At 69.2% G+C, this 17131-nt stretch carries 17 protein-coding genes; 10 read left to right on the top strand and 7 right to left on the bottom strand.

Features of this window, described 5'->3' with window-relative positions; translation table 11 throughout:
- The first annotated feature begins 124 nt into the window (after nucleotides 1–124).
- The 4 genes from ALA01S_RS13725 (at nucleotide 125) to ALA01S_RS13710 (ending at nucleotide 2795) form a co-directional block, all read left to right on the top strand.
- The gene (locus ALA01S_RS13725; protein ID WP_066337314.1) at nucleotides 125–436 is read left to right on the top strand and encodes a 4a-hydroxytetrahydrobiopterin dehydratase; all 312 of its coding nucleotides are present in this window, start codon (nucleotides 125–127) and stop codon (nucleotides 434–436) included.
- Nucleotides 437–456: 20 nt separating this feature from the next.
- The gene (gene phhA, locus ALA01S_RS13720) at nucleotides 457–1374 is read left to right on the top strand and encodes a phenylalanine 4-monooxygenase (RefSeq protein WP_066337312.1); all 918 of its coding nucleotides are present in this window, start codon (nucleotides 457–459) and stop codon (nucleotides 1372–1374) included.
- On the top strand, nucleotides 1371–2075 hold the full coding sequence (locus tag ALA01S_RS13715) for an SDR family oxidoreductase (RefSeq protein WP_066337309.1): 705 nt from the start codon (nucleotides 1371–1373) through the stop codon (nucleotides 2073–2075). Before phhA ends, ALA01S_RS13715 begins: the two co-directional genes overlap by 4 nt.
- A 123-nt stretch (nucleotides 2076–2198) precedes the next feature.
- Nucleotides 2199–2795 carry a shikimate kinase gene (locus tag ALA01S_RS13710; RefSeq protein ID WP_084267538.1) on the top strand — a complete coding sequence of 199 codons (597 nt, stop codon included), beginning with the start codon at nucleotides 2199–2201 and terminating at the stop codon, nucleotides 2793–2795.
- Nucleotides 2796–2910: 115 nt separating this feature from the next.
- Here ALA01S_RS13710 and ALA01S_RS33965 read toward each other — a convergent pair whose 3' ends face one another.
- Nucleotides 2911–3627, bottom strand: a complete 717-nt coding sequence (locus ALA01S_RS33965) for a hypothetical protein (RefSeq protein WP_169805917.1) — start codon at nucleotides 3625–3627, stop codon at nucleotides 2911–2913.
- Nucleotides 3628–3637: 10 nt separating this feature from the next.
- Here ALA01S_RS33965 and ALA01S_RS33960 point away from each other — a divergent pair, with 10 nt between their 5' ends.
- Nucleotides 3638–4291 carry a PEP-CTERM sorting domain-containing protein gene (locus ALA01S_RS33960; protein ID WP_169805916.1) on the top strand — a complete coding sequence of 218 codons (654 nt, stop codon included), beginning with the start codon at nucleotides 3638–3640 and terminating at the stop codon, nucleotides 4289–4291.
- Between the two features lie 202 nt (nucleotides 4292–4493).
- Nucleotides 4494–5675 (top strand): polyphosphate kinase 2, encoded by a 1182-nt coding sequence (gene ppk2 / locus ALA01S_RS13695; RefSeq protein WP_066337304.1) that lies wholly within the window; start codon nucleotides 4494–4496, stop codon nucleotides 5673–5675.
- A gap of 19 nt (nucleotides 5676–5694) precedes the next feature.
- Here the strand turns inward: ppk2 and ALA01S_RS34770 are convergent, their stop codons facing one another.
- From ALA01S_RS34770 to ALA01S_RS13675, 4 genes are all read right to left on the bottom strand, one after another.
- Nucleotides 5695–6018, bottom strand: a complete 324-nt coding sequence (locus ALA01S_RS34770) for a hypothetical protein (RefSeq protein WP_066337302.1) — start codon at nucleotides 6016–6018, stop codon at nucleotides 5695–5697.
- Nucleotides 6019–6067: 49 nt separating this feature from the next.
- On the bottom strand, nucleotides 6068–6694 hold the full coding sequence (locus tag ALA01S_RS13685; protein ID WP_066337300.1) for a class I SAM-dependent methyltransferase: 627 nt from the start codon (nucleotides 6692–6694) through the stop codon (nucleotides 6068–6070).
- Nucleotides 6695–6720: 26 nt separating this feature from the next.
- Nucleotides 6721–7335, bottom strand: coding sequence for a YitT family protein (locus tag ALA01S_RS13680; RefSeq protein WP_238455795.1), 615 nt, complete (start codon nucleotides 7333–7335; stop codon nucleotides 6721–6723).
- A gap of 150 nt (nucleotides 7336–7485) precedes the next feature.
- Nucleotides 7486–7956 (bottom strand): MarR family winged helix-turn-helix transcriptional regulator, encoded by a 471-nt coding sequence (locus ALA01S_RS13675; protein ID WP_066337296.1) that lies wholly within the window; start codon nucleotides 7954–7956, stop codon nucleotides 7486–7488.
- Nucleotides 7957–8052: 96 nt separating this feature from the next.
- Between ALA01S_RS13675 and ALA01S_RS13670 the strand changes: the two genes are divergently transcribed.
- Nucleotides 8053–8718 carry a YbhB/YbcL family Raf kinase inhibitor-like protein gene (locus ALA01S_RS13670; protein ID WP_066337294.1) on the top strand — a complete coding sequence of 222 codons (666 nt, stop codon included), beginning with the start codon at nucleotides 8053–8055 and terminating at the stop codon, nucleotides 8716–8718.
- 25 nt (nucleotides 8719–8743) lie between these two features.
- On the opposite strand, the gene ALA01S_RS13665 is transcribed toward ALA01S_RS13670, so the two are convergent.
- On the bottom strand, nucleotides 8744–9889 hold the full coding sequence (locus tag ALA01S_RS13665) for a response regulator (RefSeq protein ID WP_169805915.1): 1146 nt from the start codon (nucleotides 9887–9889) through the stop codon (nucleotides 8744–8746).
- 175 nt (nucleotides 9890–10064) lie between these two features.
- On the opposite strand from ALA01S_RS13665, the gene ALA01S_RS32985 reads away from it, so the two are divergent.
- The 3 genes from ALA01S_RS32985 (at nucleotide 10065) to ALA01S_RS13650 (ending at nucleotide 15781) form a co-directional block, all read left to right on the top strand.
- Nucleotides 10065–10931, top strand: coding sequence for a response regulator (locus tag ALA01S_RS32985; protein ID WP_066337290.1), 867 nt, complete (start codon nucleotides 10065–10067; stop codon nucleotides 10929–10931).
- Between the two features lie 259 nt (nucleotides 10932–11190).
- A complete protein-coding gene (locus ALA01S_RS13655) occupies nucleotides 11191–14016 on the top strand; it encodes an ATP-binding protein (RefSeq protein ID WP_084267536.1) in 2826 nt (941 codons plus the stop codon).
- A gap of 1 nt (nucleotide 14017) precedes the next feature.
- Nucleotides 14018–15781: a PAS domain S-box protein gene (locus ALA01S_RS13650; protein ID WP_157118994.1), complete on the top strand. Its 1764-nt coding sequence runs from the start codon at nucleotides 14018–14020 to the stop codon at nucleotides 15779–15781.
- 74 nt (nucleotides 15782–15855) lie between these two features.
- Here ALA01S_RS13650 and ALA01S_RS34765 read toward each other — a convergent pair whose 3' ends face one another.
- Entirely contained in the window at nucleotides 15856–16311 is a 456-nt protein-coding gene (locus ALA01S_RS34765) for a septal ring lytic transglycosylase RlpA family protein (RefSeq protein WP_066337370.1), read from the bottom strand.
- Nucleotides 16312–17131 lie beyond the last annotated feature (820 nt).

Here is a 17131-nt window from a genome sequence, read left to right as displayed (position 1 = left end):
TGCGCTTGGCAGGGATTGGCGCCTGAAGTTTGCAGAAAAACTGCGCCCCACCGTCTCTACAGTCTTTCCCAAGGCGCCGCGACCGAAGACGGCGCATCCCGTTGAAGACACAGGAGACACCTGCATGCGCACACTCGGCCCCGACGCCATCGCGTCGCTTTCCCGCACGCTGCCGGGCTGGCAGTTCGACGCCCGGCGTGGCGGCACGCTCAGCCGCGAATTCGTTTTTGATGATTTCGTGCAGGCTTTCGGCTTCATGGCGCAGGTGGCGCTGGCTGCCGAGCGGCTCAACCACCACCCGGAGTGGAGCAACGTCTACAACCGCGTCGCCGTGACGCTGACCACGCACGACGCGGGCGGCCTCACCGAGCTGGACGTGGAGCTGGCCCGCGCCGCCGAGCGCGCGCTGGCCGCCGTCGCTGCGGTGGCGCGCTGAAGCAGCGAAGGAGTGACGCCATGCAATCGACGCTGAGCCGACCCGACGCCCCGCCCGCCGCCGTGAAGCACGGTTTGGCTGCCGCAGAAGCCTGCAGGCCGCAGCGCCCCGACTGGACCATCGACCAGGGCTGGGAGCGCTACACGGCGCAGGAACATGCCGTGTGGAAGACGCTGTTCGAGCGCCAGATGAAGCTGCTGCCCGGCCGTGCCTGCGACGAGTTCGTGCAGGGCATGCGCGAGCTGCCCATTGGCGCCGACGAGATTCCGGACTTTCGCCGCCTGTCGGACGCGCTCATGCGCCGCACCGGCTGGCAGGTGGTGGCCGTGCCGGGGCTGGTGCCGGACGAGGTGTTCTTCGAGCACCTGGCGCACCGCCGCTTTCCGGCCGGCCATTTCATTCGCAAGCCGCACGAGCTGGACTATCTGGAGGAGCCCGACGTCTTCCACGACGTGTTCGGCCACGTGCCCATGCTGATGAACCCGGTGATCGCCGACTACATCCAGGCTTACGGCGAAGGCGGCCTGCGCGCGCACCGCCTGGGCCAGCTCACCCGGCTGGCGCGGGTGTACTGGTACACGGTGGAGTTCGGCCTGCTGCGCCAAAAGGACGGGCTGCGCATCTACGGCGCGGGCATCGCCTCTTCCAGCACCGAAAGCGTGTTCGCGCTGGACAGCGCCTCGCCCAACCGCATCGGCTTCGAGCTGGAGCGCGTCATGCGCACCCGCTACCGCATAGACGACTTCCAGGAAAGCTACTTTGTCATCGACGACCTGGAGCAGTTGCTGGAGCTGGCGCGCATCGACTTCGCGCCGCTGTATGAAAAGCAGTCCGGCGCGGCCGAGCTTTGCCCCGGCGACGTGCTGGACACCGACCTCGTCATCACCCGCGGCAACGGCAGCTGGCACGCCGGCCGCGCGCAAGGAGCGCTGAAATGAGCCCTGCAGCCCGTGTCGTGCTGATCACCGGCGCCGCCGGCCACTTGGGCCGCGCCGTGGCGCGGCATTTCATGGAGGCCGGCGACCGGTTGGTGCTGGTGGACCTCGATGCGCAGGCGCTGCGCGAGGCTTTCGGCGAGGACGGCGGGCAGCGGCTGCTCGCCGCGGCCGACCTGCTGCGGCCCGGCGCCATGGAAGGCGTGGTGCGGCAGGCGCTGGAGCGCTTCGGCCGCATCGACGTGCTGTGCAACCTGGCCGGCGGCTTTCGCATGGGGCCGGCCGTGCACGAGCTGGCCGAGGCGGACTGGGATGCGCTGCTGGACCTCAACGCCCGCACCGTGCTGCACGCCGTGCGCGCGGTGGTGCCGCACATGCTGGAGCGCGGCAGCGGCAAGGTGGTCAACGTGGGCGCCCACAGCGCGCAGCGCGGCGTGGCGCAGATGGGGGCGTACACGGCGTCCAAGAGCGTGGTGATGCGGCTGACCGAGGCCATGGCCGGCGAGCTGCGCGGGCGCGGCATCAACGTCAACTGCGTGCTGCCCAGCATCATCGACACGCCGGACAACCGCCGCGACATGCCGCAGGCCGACCCGTCGCTGTGGGTGGCGCCGGCGGACCTGGCGCAGGTCATGGGCTTTCTGGCCTCGGACGCCGCGCGCGCCGTGCACGGCGCCTGCGTGCCCGTCACCGGACTGTCCTGAAGCGGCGCACCGGCCCGCGCGGGCCGGCGTGGCGTGCGGGGCAGGCACAATGGCGGGCCGTTTTTTGTTTCAACGCAGGGCGGCCCGCCGTGCCCCCGGGCGCACCGCCTCCATGCCGCAGCCATGACGTCCTTTCTTCTCAGCCTGGTGGGCATGCCCGGCGCCGGCAAGACCACCATAGGCCGCCGCCTGGCGCGCGAGTTGGGCGTGCCCTTCCACGACAGCGATCACGAGATCGAGCGCCGCATCGGCGTACCCATACGCGAGTACTTCAGCCGCCATGGCGAGCAGGCGTTCCGCGACCTGGAGCACGCCGTCATCACGGACCTCACGCAAGGCGTGCGCGGCGTGCTGGCCACCGGCGGCGGCTCGGTGCTGCGCGAGGCCAACCGTGCGGCGCTGCGCGGCGCCGGCACGGTGGTGTACCTGCACGCCACGCCGCAATCGCTGCACGAGCGGCTGCGCCACGACTTGAGCCGCCCGTTGCTGCAGGTGGCCGACCCGCTGCAGCGCCTGCACGAGCTTTTCAGCCAGCGCGACGAGCACTACCGCAGCAGCGCCCACCTCGTTCTGGACACCGGCCACGGGCGCATTGGCCGATCCGTACACGAGTTGCGCTCGCAGTTGCAGCGCCGCTATCCCTTTCTGCGCCCCGCCGTCCCGCAAGAGCTGCCCAAGCCGTTCCATGGCGTTCACCCGCGCAGCGCCCGCGAGCGCTGAAAGGCAGCCGACAGACACGTCAGGCTGCGACACAAAGGCGTAACAGAGTCTTCACAGTCCATCCACGCTTTCCCTAGACCGACCTCGCACCATGGCTGCATGCAGTGCCGGTATTTCACCGGCCAGACAAGAAGTCGGCAGGTGGACCAATGGTGGTGGGCAAGCAGTACAAGTGGACGCAACTGGTGAGCGTGGCCGTGCTGGCCGGTGCCGCCGTGTCGGCCCAAGCCGCCTCGTCCAAGGCCGCAGCCAACTCGCAAGGCTCGGCCAATGCCTCGGCCAACGGCCAGGCCAATGCGTCCAGCTCGTCGGTGCTCAACGGCGGCACGGCCGCGGCAACGAGCAGTTCCACCTCCAACGGCAACGGCAACGGCAACGGCAACGGCAACGGCAATGGGAAGGGCAGCTCGTCTTCTTCGTCCGGGTCCGGCAATTCGTCGAGCAACGCCGGTAGCACGGATTCCTCCAAATCGGCTTCGAACGGCAACAGCGGGTCGTCCTCGTCGGGGTCCGCCAACTCGTCGAGCAACGCCGGCGGCACCGGTTCTTCCGCCTCGGCGTCGAACGGCAACAGCGGATCGTCCGCGTCCGGGTCCGGCAATTCGTCGAGCAACGCCGGCGGCACGGGTTCTTCCGCCTCGGCGTCGAACGGCAACAGCGGGTCGTCCTCGTCGGCGTCCGCCAATTCGTCGAGCAATGCCGGCGGCACGGGTTCGTCCAGCTCCGCATCGAACGGCAACAGCGGGTCGTCTTCGTCCGGGTCTGCCAATTCGTCGAGCAATGCCGGCGGCACGGGTGCTTCCGGCTCCGCCGGTTCGGCCTCAACGTCCACCGGGACGGTGGTGACCTCGGCGGGTACCGCCAGCGGCGCTGCGGCCGCCGCGGCCACGCCCGGCGGCATCACCTACGGCGTGGACGGATTCAACAACCTGGCCGCGGCCAATGCCTTCTACGGGCTGGTCAGCGGCAACGACAACACCGGCATCAACGGCCTGGACACTTCCTGGGGCGGCGGCTGGACGCTGGCGGCCAAGGACAACACCGACAGCGGCGACGACGTGGCCAACCGCGTCCTGGGCATCGCCTTCTCCGTGAACGCCGGTGCCAAGGCCAGTGCGGGGCAATGGACGCTCAACGGCAGCGGCCTGACTTCCGGCTCCCTGCTGCTGGACGTGGTGGCCGTGCTCAAGTCCAGCACGCAGTACGGCCTGTACTACTTCCACGACGTCATTTTTGACGGCGCCGTCGGCGGCGACTGGCTCTCTCCCAGCTTCAACGGCAACGGCGTGCGCCAGGACTTGTCGCACCTGAGCATCTACGTGCGGCCCGGCAGCGAGCAGCCGGTCCTGTCGCAGCCGCAAGGCGGCCTTGCCAACACCGCCGGCGGCAGCGCCGCCGTGCCGCATGCCGTGCCCGAGCCCGGCACGCTGGCGCTGCTGAGCGCGGCGCTGGTGGCCATGACTGCGATACGGCGCAAAGCCCTGCGGCGCGGCTGACACCGTTCGAGCAACGACGCGGCGGCGCTCAGCGGGCTGCCGTGTTGATTGGGCCGGCCCTTGCCGGCCCTCTTTTTTGGGGTACCGCCGGCTGCGAGGGCTGACCCGCAGCCCCCTGCCGGATTGACCCGCCTCAAACAGGGGGGCCTGCGCCGGGTCGAAGATGACGCGGTAACGACAACGACCAGGAAACGTCTTCGCCATGCCACAGGAATCCCGTCACGACGCTGCCAGCTCTTCCCAAGCCAACGGGTCGCGCCGCCGGCGCGCGGGCGCCAAGGTGCGCGCCGTGGAGGCCGGCGACACGGTGCCCGTGCTCACCGACCGCGGGGTCGAGCACGACAGGGTGGCGCGCGGCACCTCCGAGGCCGGCACGGTGCAGACCCTGGTGGTGCAGGACCTGCTGGAGCGCCGCGCCCGCGGCGGGGCGGATGCGCAAGCAGTGCATGAGGAGTTGCGTGCGCTCATAGACGGCGCCTCGCCCGACGAGGTGCATGTGCTGCGGCAGGCGCTGTTCAAGCGCGATCCGGCGCCGCTGGACCAGTCCGACCCCGACACCGAGCTCGCCCCCGGCTGGCGCGAGGGCAAGTACCCCTACAAGAACCTGCTCTCGCGCAAGAGCTACGAGAAGCAGAAGTACAGGCTGCAGGTGGAGCTGCTCAAGCTGCAGGCCTGGGTGAAGGAAACGGGGCAGCGCGTGGTGGTGCTGTTCGAGGGCCGCGACGCCGCGGGCAAGGGCGGCACCATCAAGCGCTTCATGGAGCACCTGAACCCCCGCGGCGCGCGCGTGGTGGCGCTGGAAAAACCCAGCGAGACCGAGCGCGGCCAGTGGTACTTCCAGCGCTACATCCAGCACCTGCCCACGCGCGGCGAGATCGTGATGTTCGACCGCAGCTGGTACAACCGCGCCGGCGTGGAGCGCGTCATGGGCTTTTGCTCCGACCAGGAGTACGAGGAGTTCATGCGCCAGGCGCCGGAGTTCGAGCGCCACCTGGTGCGCTCAGGCGTTCACCTCTTCAAGTTCTGGTTCTCGGTGAGCCGGGCCGAGCAGCGCCGCCGCTTCAAGGAGCGCCAGGCGCATCCGCTCAAGCAGTGGAAGCTCAGCCCCATCGACATGGCCTCGCTGGACAAGTGGGACGACTACACCCGCGCCAAGGAGGCCATGTTCCTGAGCTGCGACACCTCCGACGCGCCGTGGACCGTGATCAAGTCGGACTGCAAGAAGCGCGCGCGGCTGAACGCCATGCGCTACCTGCTGCAGCGCATGCCCTATGCGCAGAAGTCGCTGGAGGCCATAGGCCCGGTGGACCCGCTCATCGTGGGCCGGCCCTCGCTGGTGCCCAGCCGAGGGGACGACCAACTGGCGGCCAGCAACGGCGCTTGACGGGTCAGACCCGGCCGGCTCACGCCGGCGCCTGCAGGGCCTCGAACCAGTCCCGGTAGGGCGTGTTGCGCACCAGGCGCCGGTTGTGGTCCGGCGCGCCGTCGCTCCACCACGGCGGGCCGCGTTCGCCGAGCGCCACCTTGGCGGCGTCCACGCGCTGGCGCGCCGAAGCCAGCGCGGCCGGGTCCGCGTCGCGCAGGGCGCGGCGCACCGCGGAGCGCGCCTGCATCAGTTCCGAGACGAGGCCTTGGCGCCTGGGCTCGTCCAACTGCGGATTGGTGCAGCGCCACAGGCGGCCGCGCACCACGAAATAGCGGCCGTCCGGGGTGACCGGGTAAAGCATGCGTTGCTGCCGGCAAGCGCCGGGCCGGGTGGCGCCGGCTTGGCGCGCGTCAGGCCGCGGTGGCCTGGCCGACGAAGTTGAAGGTCAGCATCTTGGGCCAGGCGACGTAGCCGCTTTCCATGCGTGCCGAGAAGCCGGCCTGCGCCAGCAGCCGGGGCACGTCGCGGGTGAGATGGCAGCCGCCGGCCAGGCGGCGCCAGTAGGGCTCCAGTTGCGCCTGCCGGCGCGCCACGCGTGCGTCCGGCGCCAGGCCGTGCTCCGCGAACAGCAGCCGCCCGCCCGGGCGCAGCACGCGGCGCATCTCGCGCAAGGCCTGCTGCGGGTCCGACACGGAGCACAGCGTGTAGGTGCAGACCACCGTGTCAAAGCTGCCGGACGGCACGGGCAGCGCCTCGGCCGAAAGCTGCAGCAGCTCCACCGGCAAACCCAGGCGGCGGCTGCGCCGGCGCGCCAGGGCGTGCATTTCGCTCGCCGGGTCTATGCCCACCAGTTGCCGCACCTTGCCCGGGTCGTAGAAGCCCAGGTTGAGCCCGGTGCCGATCCCGATCTCCAGCACCCGCCCGGTGGCCAGCGGAACGATCTTGCGCCGCTGCCGCGCGACGGGTGACAGGCCGCAGGCGAAGTCCACCAAGTAGGGCAGGACGTGCCGGTCGTACCAGGAAGGCGTGCCAGTCATGGCCAGAGGCTCCGGTGGTTGCGCCCTCAGGCCGCCATGTAGCGCCCGGGCTTGTGGTTGAGCGCCAGCACCAGGTTGAGCATCACGGCACCCAGCACCGACAGCGCCACGCGCTGCACGTCGGCCACGGCCAGCGCGGCCAGCACGATGCAGGCATCCACCGCCATTTGAAACGTGCCGGCATTGACCTTGCCGCGCTCCTGCAGCACCAACGCCAGGATGCCCAGGCCGCCCACGCTGGCCTGGTGGCGAAACAGCACCAGCATGCCGCAGCCCATGAGCAGCCCGCCCATCACCGCGGCGAACAGCGGCTCCACATGCTCTATGCCTATCCAGCGCGGCAGCCATTCGCTGAGCACCGAAATGGCGCTCACGCACACGAGGGTCTTGAGCGTGAACTCCATGCCCTTGCGACGCCAGGCCAGTACGTAAAAGGGCAGGTTGATGGCGAAGAACCAGGCGCCGAAGGACCAGTCCGAGGCGTAATGGCCCAGGAAGGCCATGCCCGCCGTGCCGCCGGTGAGCAGGCCCACCTTGCGGAACAAGATCAGGCCGAAGGACAGGAAGAGCGAGCCGGTGAGCAGCGCCATCACGTCGTCGCGGTGGCGGTGCATGAGCAGGGCGCGGGAAGGGGAGGTCACGGTAGTCACTGCAGGTAGGGAAAAGCCGGCGCTTGGGGCGCGCCGCATGGCGGCCATGGTGAGCACCGCGGCCGCCGCGCGGTTTGATTCGGCTCAAGCCGAAGCGCTGCGAATGGTAGATCGTATACGCACGTAACGCCGGCCGGCGCTTCAGGCCCGCGCGGCGCGTGCGACTTTTTGCAGCAGCTCGATGAGGATGGCGCGCTCGGCCGCGCTGAGTGCGCTCAGCACCTCGCGCTCCATGTCCATGGACAGGGCGTGCGCCTTGAGCGCGAGCTCGCGGCCCGCGTCGGTGAGCGAGACGATTTGGGCGCGGCGGTCGCTGTCGCTGCGTGCGCGCTCGATGAGGCCGCGCTTTTCCAGCCGGTCCAGCAGCACCGTGACGGCCGGCGCCACCATGGCCAGCGCCTCGGCGAGCTGCTTGGGTGTGGTGGCCGGGTTGAAGGCCAGCAGCACCAGCGAGCTGAACTCCACGGGGCTGAGCTCCAGCGGACGGCCGATGTGCTCGGCAAAGGCGCGGCGCGTGGGCACGTCGGCGCGGGCGATCTGGTAGCCCAGCAGGTGTTGCAGGCAGCTCTGATCCAGGCCGGGGGTCTTTTGCTTGTCTTTGGAAGCAGGCATCGGGGGAGTGTAGCCAGGGGTTACGGCATCGGTCCCGTCACGGCCGGCCCCGGCCCGCTGCTTGCCACAGGGCTGGGCCAACCCGGACTTCCCGCCATGCTTGAAAAACTCCCCGACCTCGTCGGCGCGGCCCTGAGAGGGCAGCGCGCCGGGCTGGACCAGACGGCTTTCGTGCGCGTGCCGCTGCGCGCGGGCCAAGGCGCCATCGAAGTCACCAGCCTCGCCTTCGCCGACCATGCGCCGCTGCCGCCGCGTTTCACCGCCGACGGCGAGGGCCATTCGCCGCCGCTGCAGTGGAGCGGCGTGCCGCCGGGCACGGCCTCGCTGCTGCTCATCGTGGAGGACGCCGACTCGCCCACGCCCCACCCGCTGGTGCATGCCATCGCCTACGACATCCCGGCCGATGAGGCGTACCTGGCCGAGGGCGCCCTCAATGGCGACGCCGCCGACGCCGGTGAGGCCACCGGCGCGGCGCCTCGGCTTGGGCGCAATTCCTATTTGCGCTCGGCCTGGATTCCTCCGGACCCGCCGCCCGCCCACGGCGTGCACCGCTACGCCTTTCAGCTCTTTGCCCTTGGGCCCGGCGTGCAGTGGAGCGGCACGCCCGGACGCGACGCGGTGCTGGAAGCGCTGGCGCAGCACGCCCTGGCCAGCGGCTGCCTGATCGGCACCTACGAGCGCCACGACACCAGCGTGCGGGACGACGACGCGGCCGCCGTCGCCGTGCCGGCACCGGTGCGCCCGGACCTGGGCACGCCCTGATGCAGCAGGCGGGCGCGGCGCCGGCTCAGGCGAGCGGGTACCAGCCGCGCAGCACGGCAATGACTTGCGGGAAGCGCAGCAGGTCCACGGCGCGGTCGAGCTCGTCCAGGGCCGCGTGGCCGTGGCACGCGGCCAGCGCCGGGCGCAGGGCGTGGTACAGGCCAAGGGCGTCCATGTCGCCGGCGGCCAGCGTGCTCAACAGGTCGCGGACCCGGGCCGCATCGATTTCGGCCGGCACCGCGGCTGCCGTGCCGTAGGGCCGGTCCACCTCGGCCGGCAGTGCGGCCAGCAGCTCCTGCAGGGCCATGCCTAGGCCTGCCAGGGCGGGCTCTATGCCGCGGCGGCTGACGCTGTCGCGCAGCGTGTCCTCCAGTTGGCCGGCAAAGGCGGCCACGGTTTCGGCGCACACGTTGCCGGCCAGGCCGCGCAGCCGGTGCAGCCGCGCCGCGGCGGCCGTGAAGTCGCCGCGCGAGAGGTCGTCGCGCGTGCGCTGCGGCACGTCGCCGAAGTCGTCGCGCAGCGAGCGCAGCATGCTCAGGAACAGCATGCGGTTGCCTTGCAGCCGCTGCGCCGCCTGCGTGGTGTCCACGCCGGCGACCATGGGCAGATCGCCTTGCGGTGGGGAGCGTGGCGCGGGTTGCGCTTGAGCCGCCGGTGCTGGGACTGCCTGGGTTTCGGCCCAGCCGCGCCCGGGCAGGTGGCGCAGCAGCGCCTGGACCAGCAGTTCCAGCCTGATGGGCTTGGCAATGAAGTCGTCCATGCCCGCTTCCATGGCGGCCAGGCGCTGGTGCGGCAAGGTGCCGGCGGTCAGGGCGATCACGGGCAGCGCGGCCAGCGCGGGATCGGCGCGGATGTGGCGCGTGGCCTGCAGCCCGTCCATGACGGGCATCTGCACGTCCATGAACACGCCGTCAAAGCCGGTGCCGGCGGCCACCGCGTCGCGCAGCAGCGCCAGTGCCTGCAGCCCGTCTTGCACACCTTCGCATTGGGCGCCTTCGACGGCCAGCAGCCGGCTGGCGATTTCGCAGTTCATCTGGCCGTCGTCCACCACCAGCAGCCGCAGCCCGGCCAGGCGCCGCCCCGACTTGGGCGCTGCCACGGCGGCTCCCTCGCCGCCGGCCAGGATACTGCGCGGCTCGCTCGGGAAAGGCTGGGGAGGGGGTTTGTTCACGGAAAAGTGCGTGAAAGCATCAAAAGCCGGCGCTGCAATACTTCTCGGGAAGATTAAATACTTTTGTGCCTCATTGCCCGCGTTATACTCCCCAAGCAAATCATACAGAGCAGCTGATCCTGGTGGTTGCGATTGCCAGCGAAATTTTTTCTTTTGCCGTATCTCTAATATATACATGACCATGGTCAGCAGTCCGTCCATCCTTCTCATTGACGACGATCCGAAGCAAATACAGTTTCTGGCGGCCATCCTGCGCCGCCACGATTACCGTGTGTTTGCAGCGCTGGACGGCAGGGACGGCTTGGCCAAGGCGGCGGCCAAGCCGCCCGATTTGATCCTGGTGGATCTGTACATGCCCGATATTGACGGACAGGCGACGATACGTCTGTTCAAGGCGCATCCGACGCTGCAGCATATTCCATTGATTTGCCTCACCGTTTCAAACCATATTGATGACAAATTGAGCGCCTTCGAGGCGGGCGCCGTCGATTACATTACCAAGCCGTTTGATCCTGAAGAGGTGTTGGCGCGGGTACGTGTGCATTTGCGGCTGCATCAGGCGGGCGCGCCTCAGCCGGTTTTGCCGCCGCCGCCGGCGCCGTCCGTGGAGGGGTCGCCGCAGCCATGGGAAGAACGCCTGGTGACTCAGGCCCAGTCTGTTTTGCTGCGGGAAATGGGCAATCCTCCTTCGCTGGCGGAGTTGGCCCAGCGTGTGGGCACCACACAGCGGCATTTGAGCCATGAATTCCGGCGCCAGGTCGGTGTGGCGGTATTTGCTTGGTTGCGTGAAGAGCGCCATCGTGAAGCGTGCTTTCGCTTGTTGCATACCAGCCAGCAGCTCAACCAGATCGGCCACCATATTGGCTACCAATCCGCAGCGGCTTTCACCAATGCGTTTCGCGCGCGTTTTGGCATGACGCCCAGCGACTACCGGCGAGCCGCAGGCGTGCGGGTGCCGGAGGCGGACGCCGCTGCGGTGGACGAGGGCGGCCGGGCCCAGGGTGATGAGGATGTGGATGCCGGCGGGTACGCCGCCGGTTGAGCCGGCTGCCGGCGCTGCCGGCCGCGCAGTGTTGGATCGCAGGGCCGCTGGCCGGGCCGAAAGAAATTGCGGACGCTAGGTTGCGCGGGCTCGGGTATTCCTGATAAATGCCACTTATTTCACGAAGCCTCGTGTTTCGTGATGGCGTGGCGTTTCTTTTCGGCATCTGTGGTGCAGAATTTTCGCGGACTTTGCGGATATTCTCTGCCCGCACTCTTTTGAGTTTGTTCCCTTGTCCGTCTCTCGGATTGCCGGTTGAATGAATCCAATGGCCTATCCCGGTGCCGCAGAGGAAGCGGAATCCGCGCTGCCTTCGCCGCGGTACATGGCCATGGCGCTGGTGCTGGGTGCCGCACTGACTTGGTTGTATCCGGTCAACCGGATATGGTTCCATTTTTTGGCCGAATTGCTGCCGTTGATACTGGGCTGCGCGATGTTTATCGTCGCACAGCAGACAGGCAGACTGGCCCGGCATGCTTTCGTGCCCTGCATGGCGGCCGCATTCTTCTGGGCCAGTGTGCTGGGTATATTCCAGTTGGCCGCGGCGGAGCGGCTTGTGAATATTCCAGCCTTGCCCGGCCAAGCGCCCTGGCTGCTAGAGCTTTGCTCGCACACCCTGCTGGCCTTGGGCCTGCTGGCGGCGCCGGGCTGCCGGCCGGGAAGCTTTTTGGAAAAATGGTTTCCAGCCGGCTTGGGCCTTGTTGCCGCACTGCTGGTGGCGATGGTAGGCCTGGATTGTTTTCCAACCCTGTTCGTCGAAAGCGGCCTGTTCTCGCCACTCAAAATCGCATGGAACTGGATGCTGGTCGTGGCCTACGCTGCGGCGGGCTGGCTGTTTTATCAGCAGCGGTCCAAGGCGGAGTTTGGGCTGCACCACGCCATGCTGGCCATCATTTTTCTGCTGGTGCTCTCGGAGCTGAGTTTCTCCACGCAGGAAATTGTTTTCGGCCTTTTCGACATCGTCGGCCACCTGAGCCAGCTTGGGGCCTACTGGCTCATGCTCGCCGTCGTCAACCACCAGTTGCTGCTGCTGCCGCGGCGCATGCTGCGCCGCCAGACGCAACTGCTGCAGGACGTGACTTCGCGCGTGCCCGGGCTGGCCTGGCAACTGCAGCGCGGCGCCGACGGCAGCTATCGCTTCACCTTCGTGAGCGCCGGCGCGGCCGACATCTTTGAGCTCACCGTCGAGGAGCTCCTGGCCGATGCCGCCCTGGGCTTCGCGCGCATCGTGCCGCGGGACCGCGAGCAACTGCTGTCGGCCATGGAGCGCTCCAGCGCCAGCCTCACGCCGTGGAAGCTGGAGTGGCAGGCCGTGCTGCCGCGCCAGGGCCGGCGCTGGCACCGCGGGGAATCGTCCATCCCCGTGATCGAGGCCGACGGCGGTTGCCGTTGGGTGGGCCATGTCCAGGACATCACCGAGGAAAAGCTGGTGGGCCTGGAGCTGGCGCGCCACCGCGACCACCTGGCCGCGCTGGTGCGCGAGCGCACGGAGGAGCTGCAGCAGTCCATGCTGCAGACCGAGCAGGCGGCGCGGGCGCGCACCGAGTTCCTCTCCAACATGAGCCATGAGATCCGCACGCCGCTCAACGCCGTGCTGGGCGTGTCGCAGATTGCCTTGCGCGACCACCGCTCGGCCCCCGCGCGCCACTGGCTGCGGCAGATCCACGAGTCCGGCCACCTGCTGCTCATGCTGGTCAACGACATCCTGGACATGGCCAAGATTGACGCCGGGCGGCTGGAGCTGGAGGCGCGGCCGGTGCGGCTGTCAGCCGTCATCCAGCGCGCCATGCGGCTCACGTCGCACCGCGCGCACCAGCAGCAACTGGAGTTCGGCGTGCAGTGCGCGCCGGATTTGCCCGCGGCCATCCTGGCCGACGAGACGCGGCTCACGCAGGTGCTGGTCAACCTGCTGGGCAACGCCATCAAGTTCACCGAGCGCGGCAGCGTGCACATGACGGTGTCGCGGCTGCCCGCGGGGCAGTGGCTGCTGTTCGCCATCGAGGACACCGGCATCGGCATGAGCCCGCAGCAGTTGCAGCAGCTCTACAAGCCCTTCGTCCAGGCCGACGCCTCCACCACGCGGCGCTTCGGCGGCACGGGGCTTGGGCTGTCCATCGCCAAGCGCATCGTGGACCTGATGCGCGGCAGCATCGACGTCTCCAGCCAAAGCGGCCGCGGCTCGTGCTTCACGCTGCGCATTCCCTTCACCGAGGCCGAGCCGCCGGCGCAGGAGCGCGCCGAGCCCCTGCCCGGCATGCGCCGGCTGCAAGGCCTGCGCATCCTGGTCGCCGAGGACGATGCGGTGAACCAATGGGTGCTGCGCGACCTGCTGGAGCAGGAAGGCGCGGCCTGCCGCATGGCCGGTGACGGCCTGGCGGCGCTGGCACTGCTGGAGTCCGGCGAGCCCTTCGACCTGCTGCTCACCGATGTGCAGATGCCGGGGCTGGACGGCTACGACACGGCGCGGCGCAGCCGCGCGCTGCGCGCGCAACTGCCCATCATCGGCGTCACCGCCTACGCGCTGCCCCAGGAGCGCCAGCGCTGCCTGGACGCCGGCATGGACGAGCACGTCACCAAGCCCGTGGACGTGGACGCGCTGTGCGCCGCCATTGCGCAGGTGCTGGCCCGCCGCGGCGTGGCCTTGCCGCCCATGCCCGCGCCGATGCCGGTGCCGCAGCCCGCCGCGGGCGCGGTGCCGGTGGTGCCGGGCGGCGATGTGCCCGTCCTGGATTGGGCGGCCCTGTGGCGGCGCCTGCGCCGGCCCGCGGCGGTGCAGCGCCTGATGCAGACGCTGCTGGCCGAGCACGGCGCCACGCCGGCGCGGCTGCGGGAGGTGCTGGCGGCCGCCGACGTGGACGAGGCCTCGCGCCTGGCGCACAGGCTCGCCGGCGTCAGCGCCACCGTGTTTGCCGCCCCGGCCCACGCGGCCGCGCGGCGGCTGGAACAAGACATCAAGAGCCGGGGTGTGCTGCAGCCTCAACCGGTGCAGTCGCTGGCCGATGCCCTGCAGTCCCTGCTTGACGCCGCGCGCGCGGGCCTGGACGACCTGGATGCGACCCGAACCTGGAACCGAGAGGTGAGCTGAGATGCGCCATGCCGACGTAGGACTTCAACGCTCCATGCTGTGGGCCGGCGTGGTGCGCCGGCTCTTCGAGGGGGCCCTGGGCTTGTTGCCGGCGCTGGCCATTGCCTACGTCTATGCGTTCCAGGACCCCGCGCTGCGCCTGGAGAGCCACCTTTTCCACCAGGTGGCCATTGCGGTGGCCACGCTGGAAGGCATCTTCATCTCCTACGTGGCCTGGCGCTGCTACCTGCGCTCCGGCGAGGTGATGTTGCGCTGGGTGACGCTGGCGTTCTCCGGATTCACCATCGTTTATTCGCTGCACGGCTTCTTCACGCCGCTGGCGCACCACAACCTGTGGCTGTTCATCCTTTACGGGCCGGCGTCCCGGCTGGTGGCCGGGTGGTGCCTGCTCATGGCGCTGCTGCGCTTCAACAGTCCGCCGGACGCAGCGGCGCGCCGTGCCGATGCCGGCTACTGGCTGCGCTGGGTGGGTGGGTTCCTGGCCGTCAACGTGGCGGTGGGCGTGCTGGCGCATTCGCCCCTGGCCGGAGCGCCGTGGGTGCGCATGTCCATGGAGCTGGGCTCCATCGCGCTGTATGTCGTGGCGCTTGGGCTGCAGGCGGTGCGCGGGCTGCGCTCGCCGCTGATGAAGTACGCCGCGCTGGCCTTCGTGTGGTTTGCCTTTTCATCGGCCAGCTTCCTGCTGGCCAAGCCGTGGAACCACCAGTGGTGGCTGGCGCACGGCATCTTTGCCGTGGGCTTCTCGGTGCTGGGCTACGGCATCCTGCGGGTGTTCCTGGCGGCGCGCTCGTTCGAGCATGCCTTCAGCGTCGAGGAGCTCACCGAGGACCTGGCCCAAACCAACGGGCGGCTGCGCGAGGCCATGGAGCGGCTGGAACACGTCAACCGCGCGCAGGGAGCCCAGATGCGGGCCCTGGAGGTGTCGCGGGCGCAGTTCGAGGCCTTCTTCGACCTGTCACCCGACGGCATCTTCGTGGTGGACGGCAAGGGGCTGGTGCTCAAGGCCAACAGCCGCGCCGAGGGCCTGTTCGGCTATGGCGCGGGCGATCTGGCCGGGATACAGGTGGAGGAGCTCATCCCGGTGGAGATGCGGCTGCACCACCAGCGCGCGCGCAGCCTGCACCAGTACTCGCCGCAGACGCGGGCCATGGGCACCGAAAGCCGCACGCAAACCTGCCTGCGCCGCGACGGCTCGACCTTCAGCGCCACCATCAGCTTGAGCAGCCTGATCTACGAAGGCCGCCAATGCACCGTCACCTTCGTGCGCGACGTGACGCGGCTGCTGCTGCGGTACGAGGAGATTCGCCAGGAAGACCGCGCCTCCATCCGCCAGGGCCATGTCCTGGAGCAGCTCTCGGCGCAGTTGCCTTTCGTCCTGTTCCAGTTCCGCCGTGCCCCGGACGGGCGTTATGACTTTCCTTACATGAGCCCCAAGGTGACGGACATGCTGGGCTGCGAGGCCGATGCGCTGCGCGCCAACATCAACCTGTGGTTTTCGTGCGTGGATCCGGCAGCCCTGGCGCCGCTGATCACCTCCATCGAGCGCTCGGCCGCCGAGCGCAGCCCGTGGACGGCGCAGTGGCAGATGCTGCGGCCGCACGGCGAGGCGCCGTTGCCCTGCGTGCTGAGCTGCTCCGCGCCGGTGCAGCAAACCGACGGCTCGCTGGTGTGGACGGGCTACATGCGCCGCGCCCAGGAGCGGCAGACGGATGCGGCTCCCGGCGGCGTGGGGCTGGCGGCCCAAGCTTCCGAGCCCATGGTCTGAGGCCGCGCCGGCCCTGCGGCCTGGCGGCTGTGCTGGCGCACCCGCGCGCTGCGCGTTGCGCCTGCCTTGCAGGCTCAGTCGTCGTCGCGGGCGCGGGCAAGCTGGGTGCGTGCCATCGGGTCGCGTGCGCCCTCGCCGGGCCGGGTGCTGCCGTCGGGCATGGGCACCGCGATGGGCGTCACTTCCACGGGGGCCACGCCGTCCTTCTCGCTCAATCCCACCGCCCGTGCGGTGGCCGGGGAGAGGTCCACGATGCGCCCCTTCACGAACGGCCCGCGGTCCTGAATCTTGACCACCGCACTGCGGCCGGTCTTCAGGTTGGTGACCTTGGCCACCGTGCCCAGGGGCAGCGTCCGGCTGGCTGCGTTGTGGTGGTTGAGCCGCATGCGCGAGCCGTCGGCCATGCGCCGTCCCTCGAAGCGCCGCGCGTAGTAGGAAGCCTGGCCCACGCGCTTGCGGCCGGAGAAGTCCAGCCGTGCCTGCGCCGGGCGCAGCTTGGCCACATCGCCCGCGCGTTTTTGCTTCGCCACCCGCGCGGCCGAAGCTTTGGTCGGGCCCCCGGGCCTTGCGCCGACGCCCGCGCTGCGCTTGCCGGGCGATTTCGCGGCTGTTGCGCCGGTCCTGTGCGCACCGGTTTTGTAGGCCGTGCCGCCGGCACGCGGTCCCGGCTTGTCGGCGGCTTTCACCGGGCCGCGCTCAGCCGCGCTGGCCTTGGTCGCCGCCGCGGACTTGGCCGCAGCGCTGCCGGACGCCGCACCGGCGTGCAGCGTGCAGGCCAATGGCAGCAGCGCGGCAAGGCAGCGGCAAAGGAGAGGGCGCAAGGATTTCATGGCAGGAGGACCACGCGGGCCCTGGGCTACGCAATGTTTGCGCAGTCTCGGCCGTGCCGCGCTGCGCGTCGGCCAGCCATTTGCGGACAGCTGCGTAGGACATTGCCTCGCCGCCAGTGGAAATTTTTGGAGTTTTGTTCGAAACAGAACACTTGCTGCAAGCGATTGTTGGTTCGTAAACACCCTAAACTCGGTGTTGTTGTCTCCATCTGTTACTGGCTGGCAGGGTGCCTGTGCGTGGGCGATGCCGAAGCGGGTCCGGGCCCGAACCCAGCTTGCCTGAACGGGTCGGTACACACGCCATCGGAATGTCTGCCGTCGAGGCCCGTGGCCGTGCCAGGGTCTCTCATAAGATTTCGGGAGTTTTTCTTGTTTGCCTCTTCCAAGTTCGCCCTGTCGTCGGGGCTCGTGGCGGCGATGCTGCTCTCCGGCTGCGCCTCGCTGGTTCCCCAACCGCTGACGCCGGCTGAAATCACCGCCACTGGTGCTGCGGACCGCGCCGCGATGCAGCGCGACGTCG

The organism is Azohydromonas lata NBRC 102462 (assembly GCF_001571085.1).
Taxonomy (GTDB): Bacteria; Pseudomonadota; Gammaproteobacteria; order Burkholderiales; family Burkholderiaceae_C; genus Azohydromonas; species Azohydromonas lata.
Note: the sequence above shows the minus strand (reverse complement) of the source record. Positions and strands in the feature narration are given on the sequence as shown.

Excerpts from the sequence above, each read along its gene's own strand:
- ALA01S_RS13725 (WP_066337314.1), top strand. The coding sequence starts at position 125 with ATGCGCACACTCGGCCCCGACGCCATCGCGTCGCTTTCCCGCACGCTG.
- phhA (WP_066337312.1), top strand. The coding sequence starts at position 457 with ATGCAATCGACGCTGAGCCGACCCGACGCCCCGCCCGCCGCCGTGAAG.
- ALA01S_RS13715 (WP_066337309.1), top strand. The coding sequence starts at position 1,371 with ATGAGCCCTGCAGCCCGTGTCGTGCTGATCACCGGCGCCGCCGGCCAC.
- ALA01S_RS13710 (WP_084267538.1), top strand. The coding sequence starts at position 2,199 with ATGACGTCCTTTCTTCTCAGCCTGGTGGGCATGCCCGGCGCCGGCAAG.
- ppk2 (WP_066337304.1), top strand. The coding sequence starts at position 4,494 with ATGCCACAGGAATCCCGTCACGACGCTGCCAGCTCTTCCCAAGCCAAC.
- ALA01S_RS34770 (WP_066337302.1), bottom strand. The coding sequence starts at position 6,018 with ATGCTTTACCCGGTCACCCCGGACGGCCGCTATTTCGTGGTGCGCGGC.
- ALA01S_RS13685 (WP_066337300.1), bottom strand. The coding sequence starts at position 6,694 with ATGACTGGCACGCCTTCCTGGTACGACCGGCACGTCCTGCCCTACTTG.
- ALA01S_RS13675 (WP_066337296.1), bottom strand. The coding sequence starts at position 7,956 with ATGCCTGCTTCCAAAGACAAGCAAAAGACCCCCGGCCTGGATCAGAGC.
- ALA01S_RS13670 (WP_066337294.1), top strand. The coding sequence starts at position 8,053 with ATGCTTGAAAAACTCCCCGACCTCGTCGGCGCGGCCCTGAGAGGGCAG.
- ALA01S_RS32985 (WP_066337290.1), top strand. The coding sequence starts at position 10,065 with ATGACCATGGTCAGCAGTCCGTCCATCCTTCTCATTGACGACGATCCG.
- ALA01S_RS13655 (WP_084267536.1), top strand. The coding sequence starts at position 11,191 with ATGAATCCAATGGCCTATCCCGGTGCCGCAGAGGAAGCGGAATCCGCG.
- ALA01S_RS13650 (WP_157118994.1), top strand. The coding sequence starts at position 14,018 with ATGCGCCATGCCGACGTAGGACTTCAACGCTCCATGCTGTGGGCCGGC.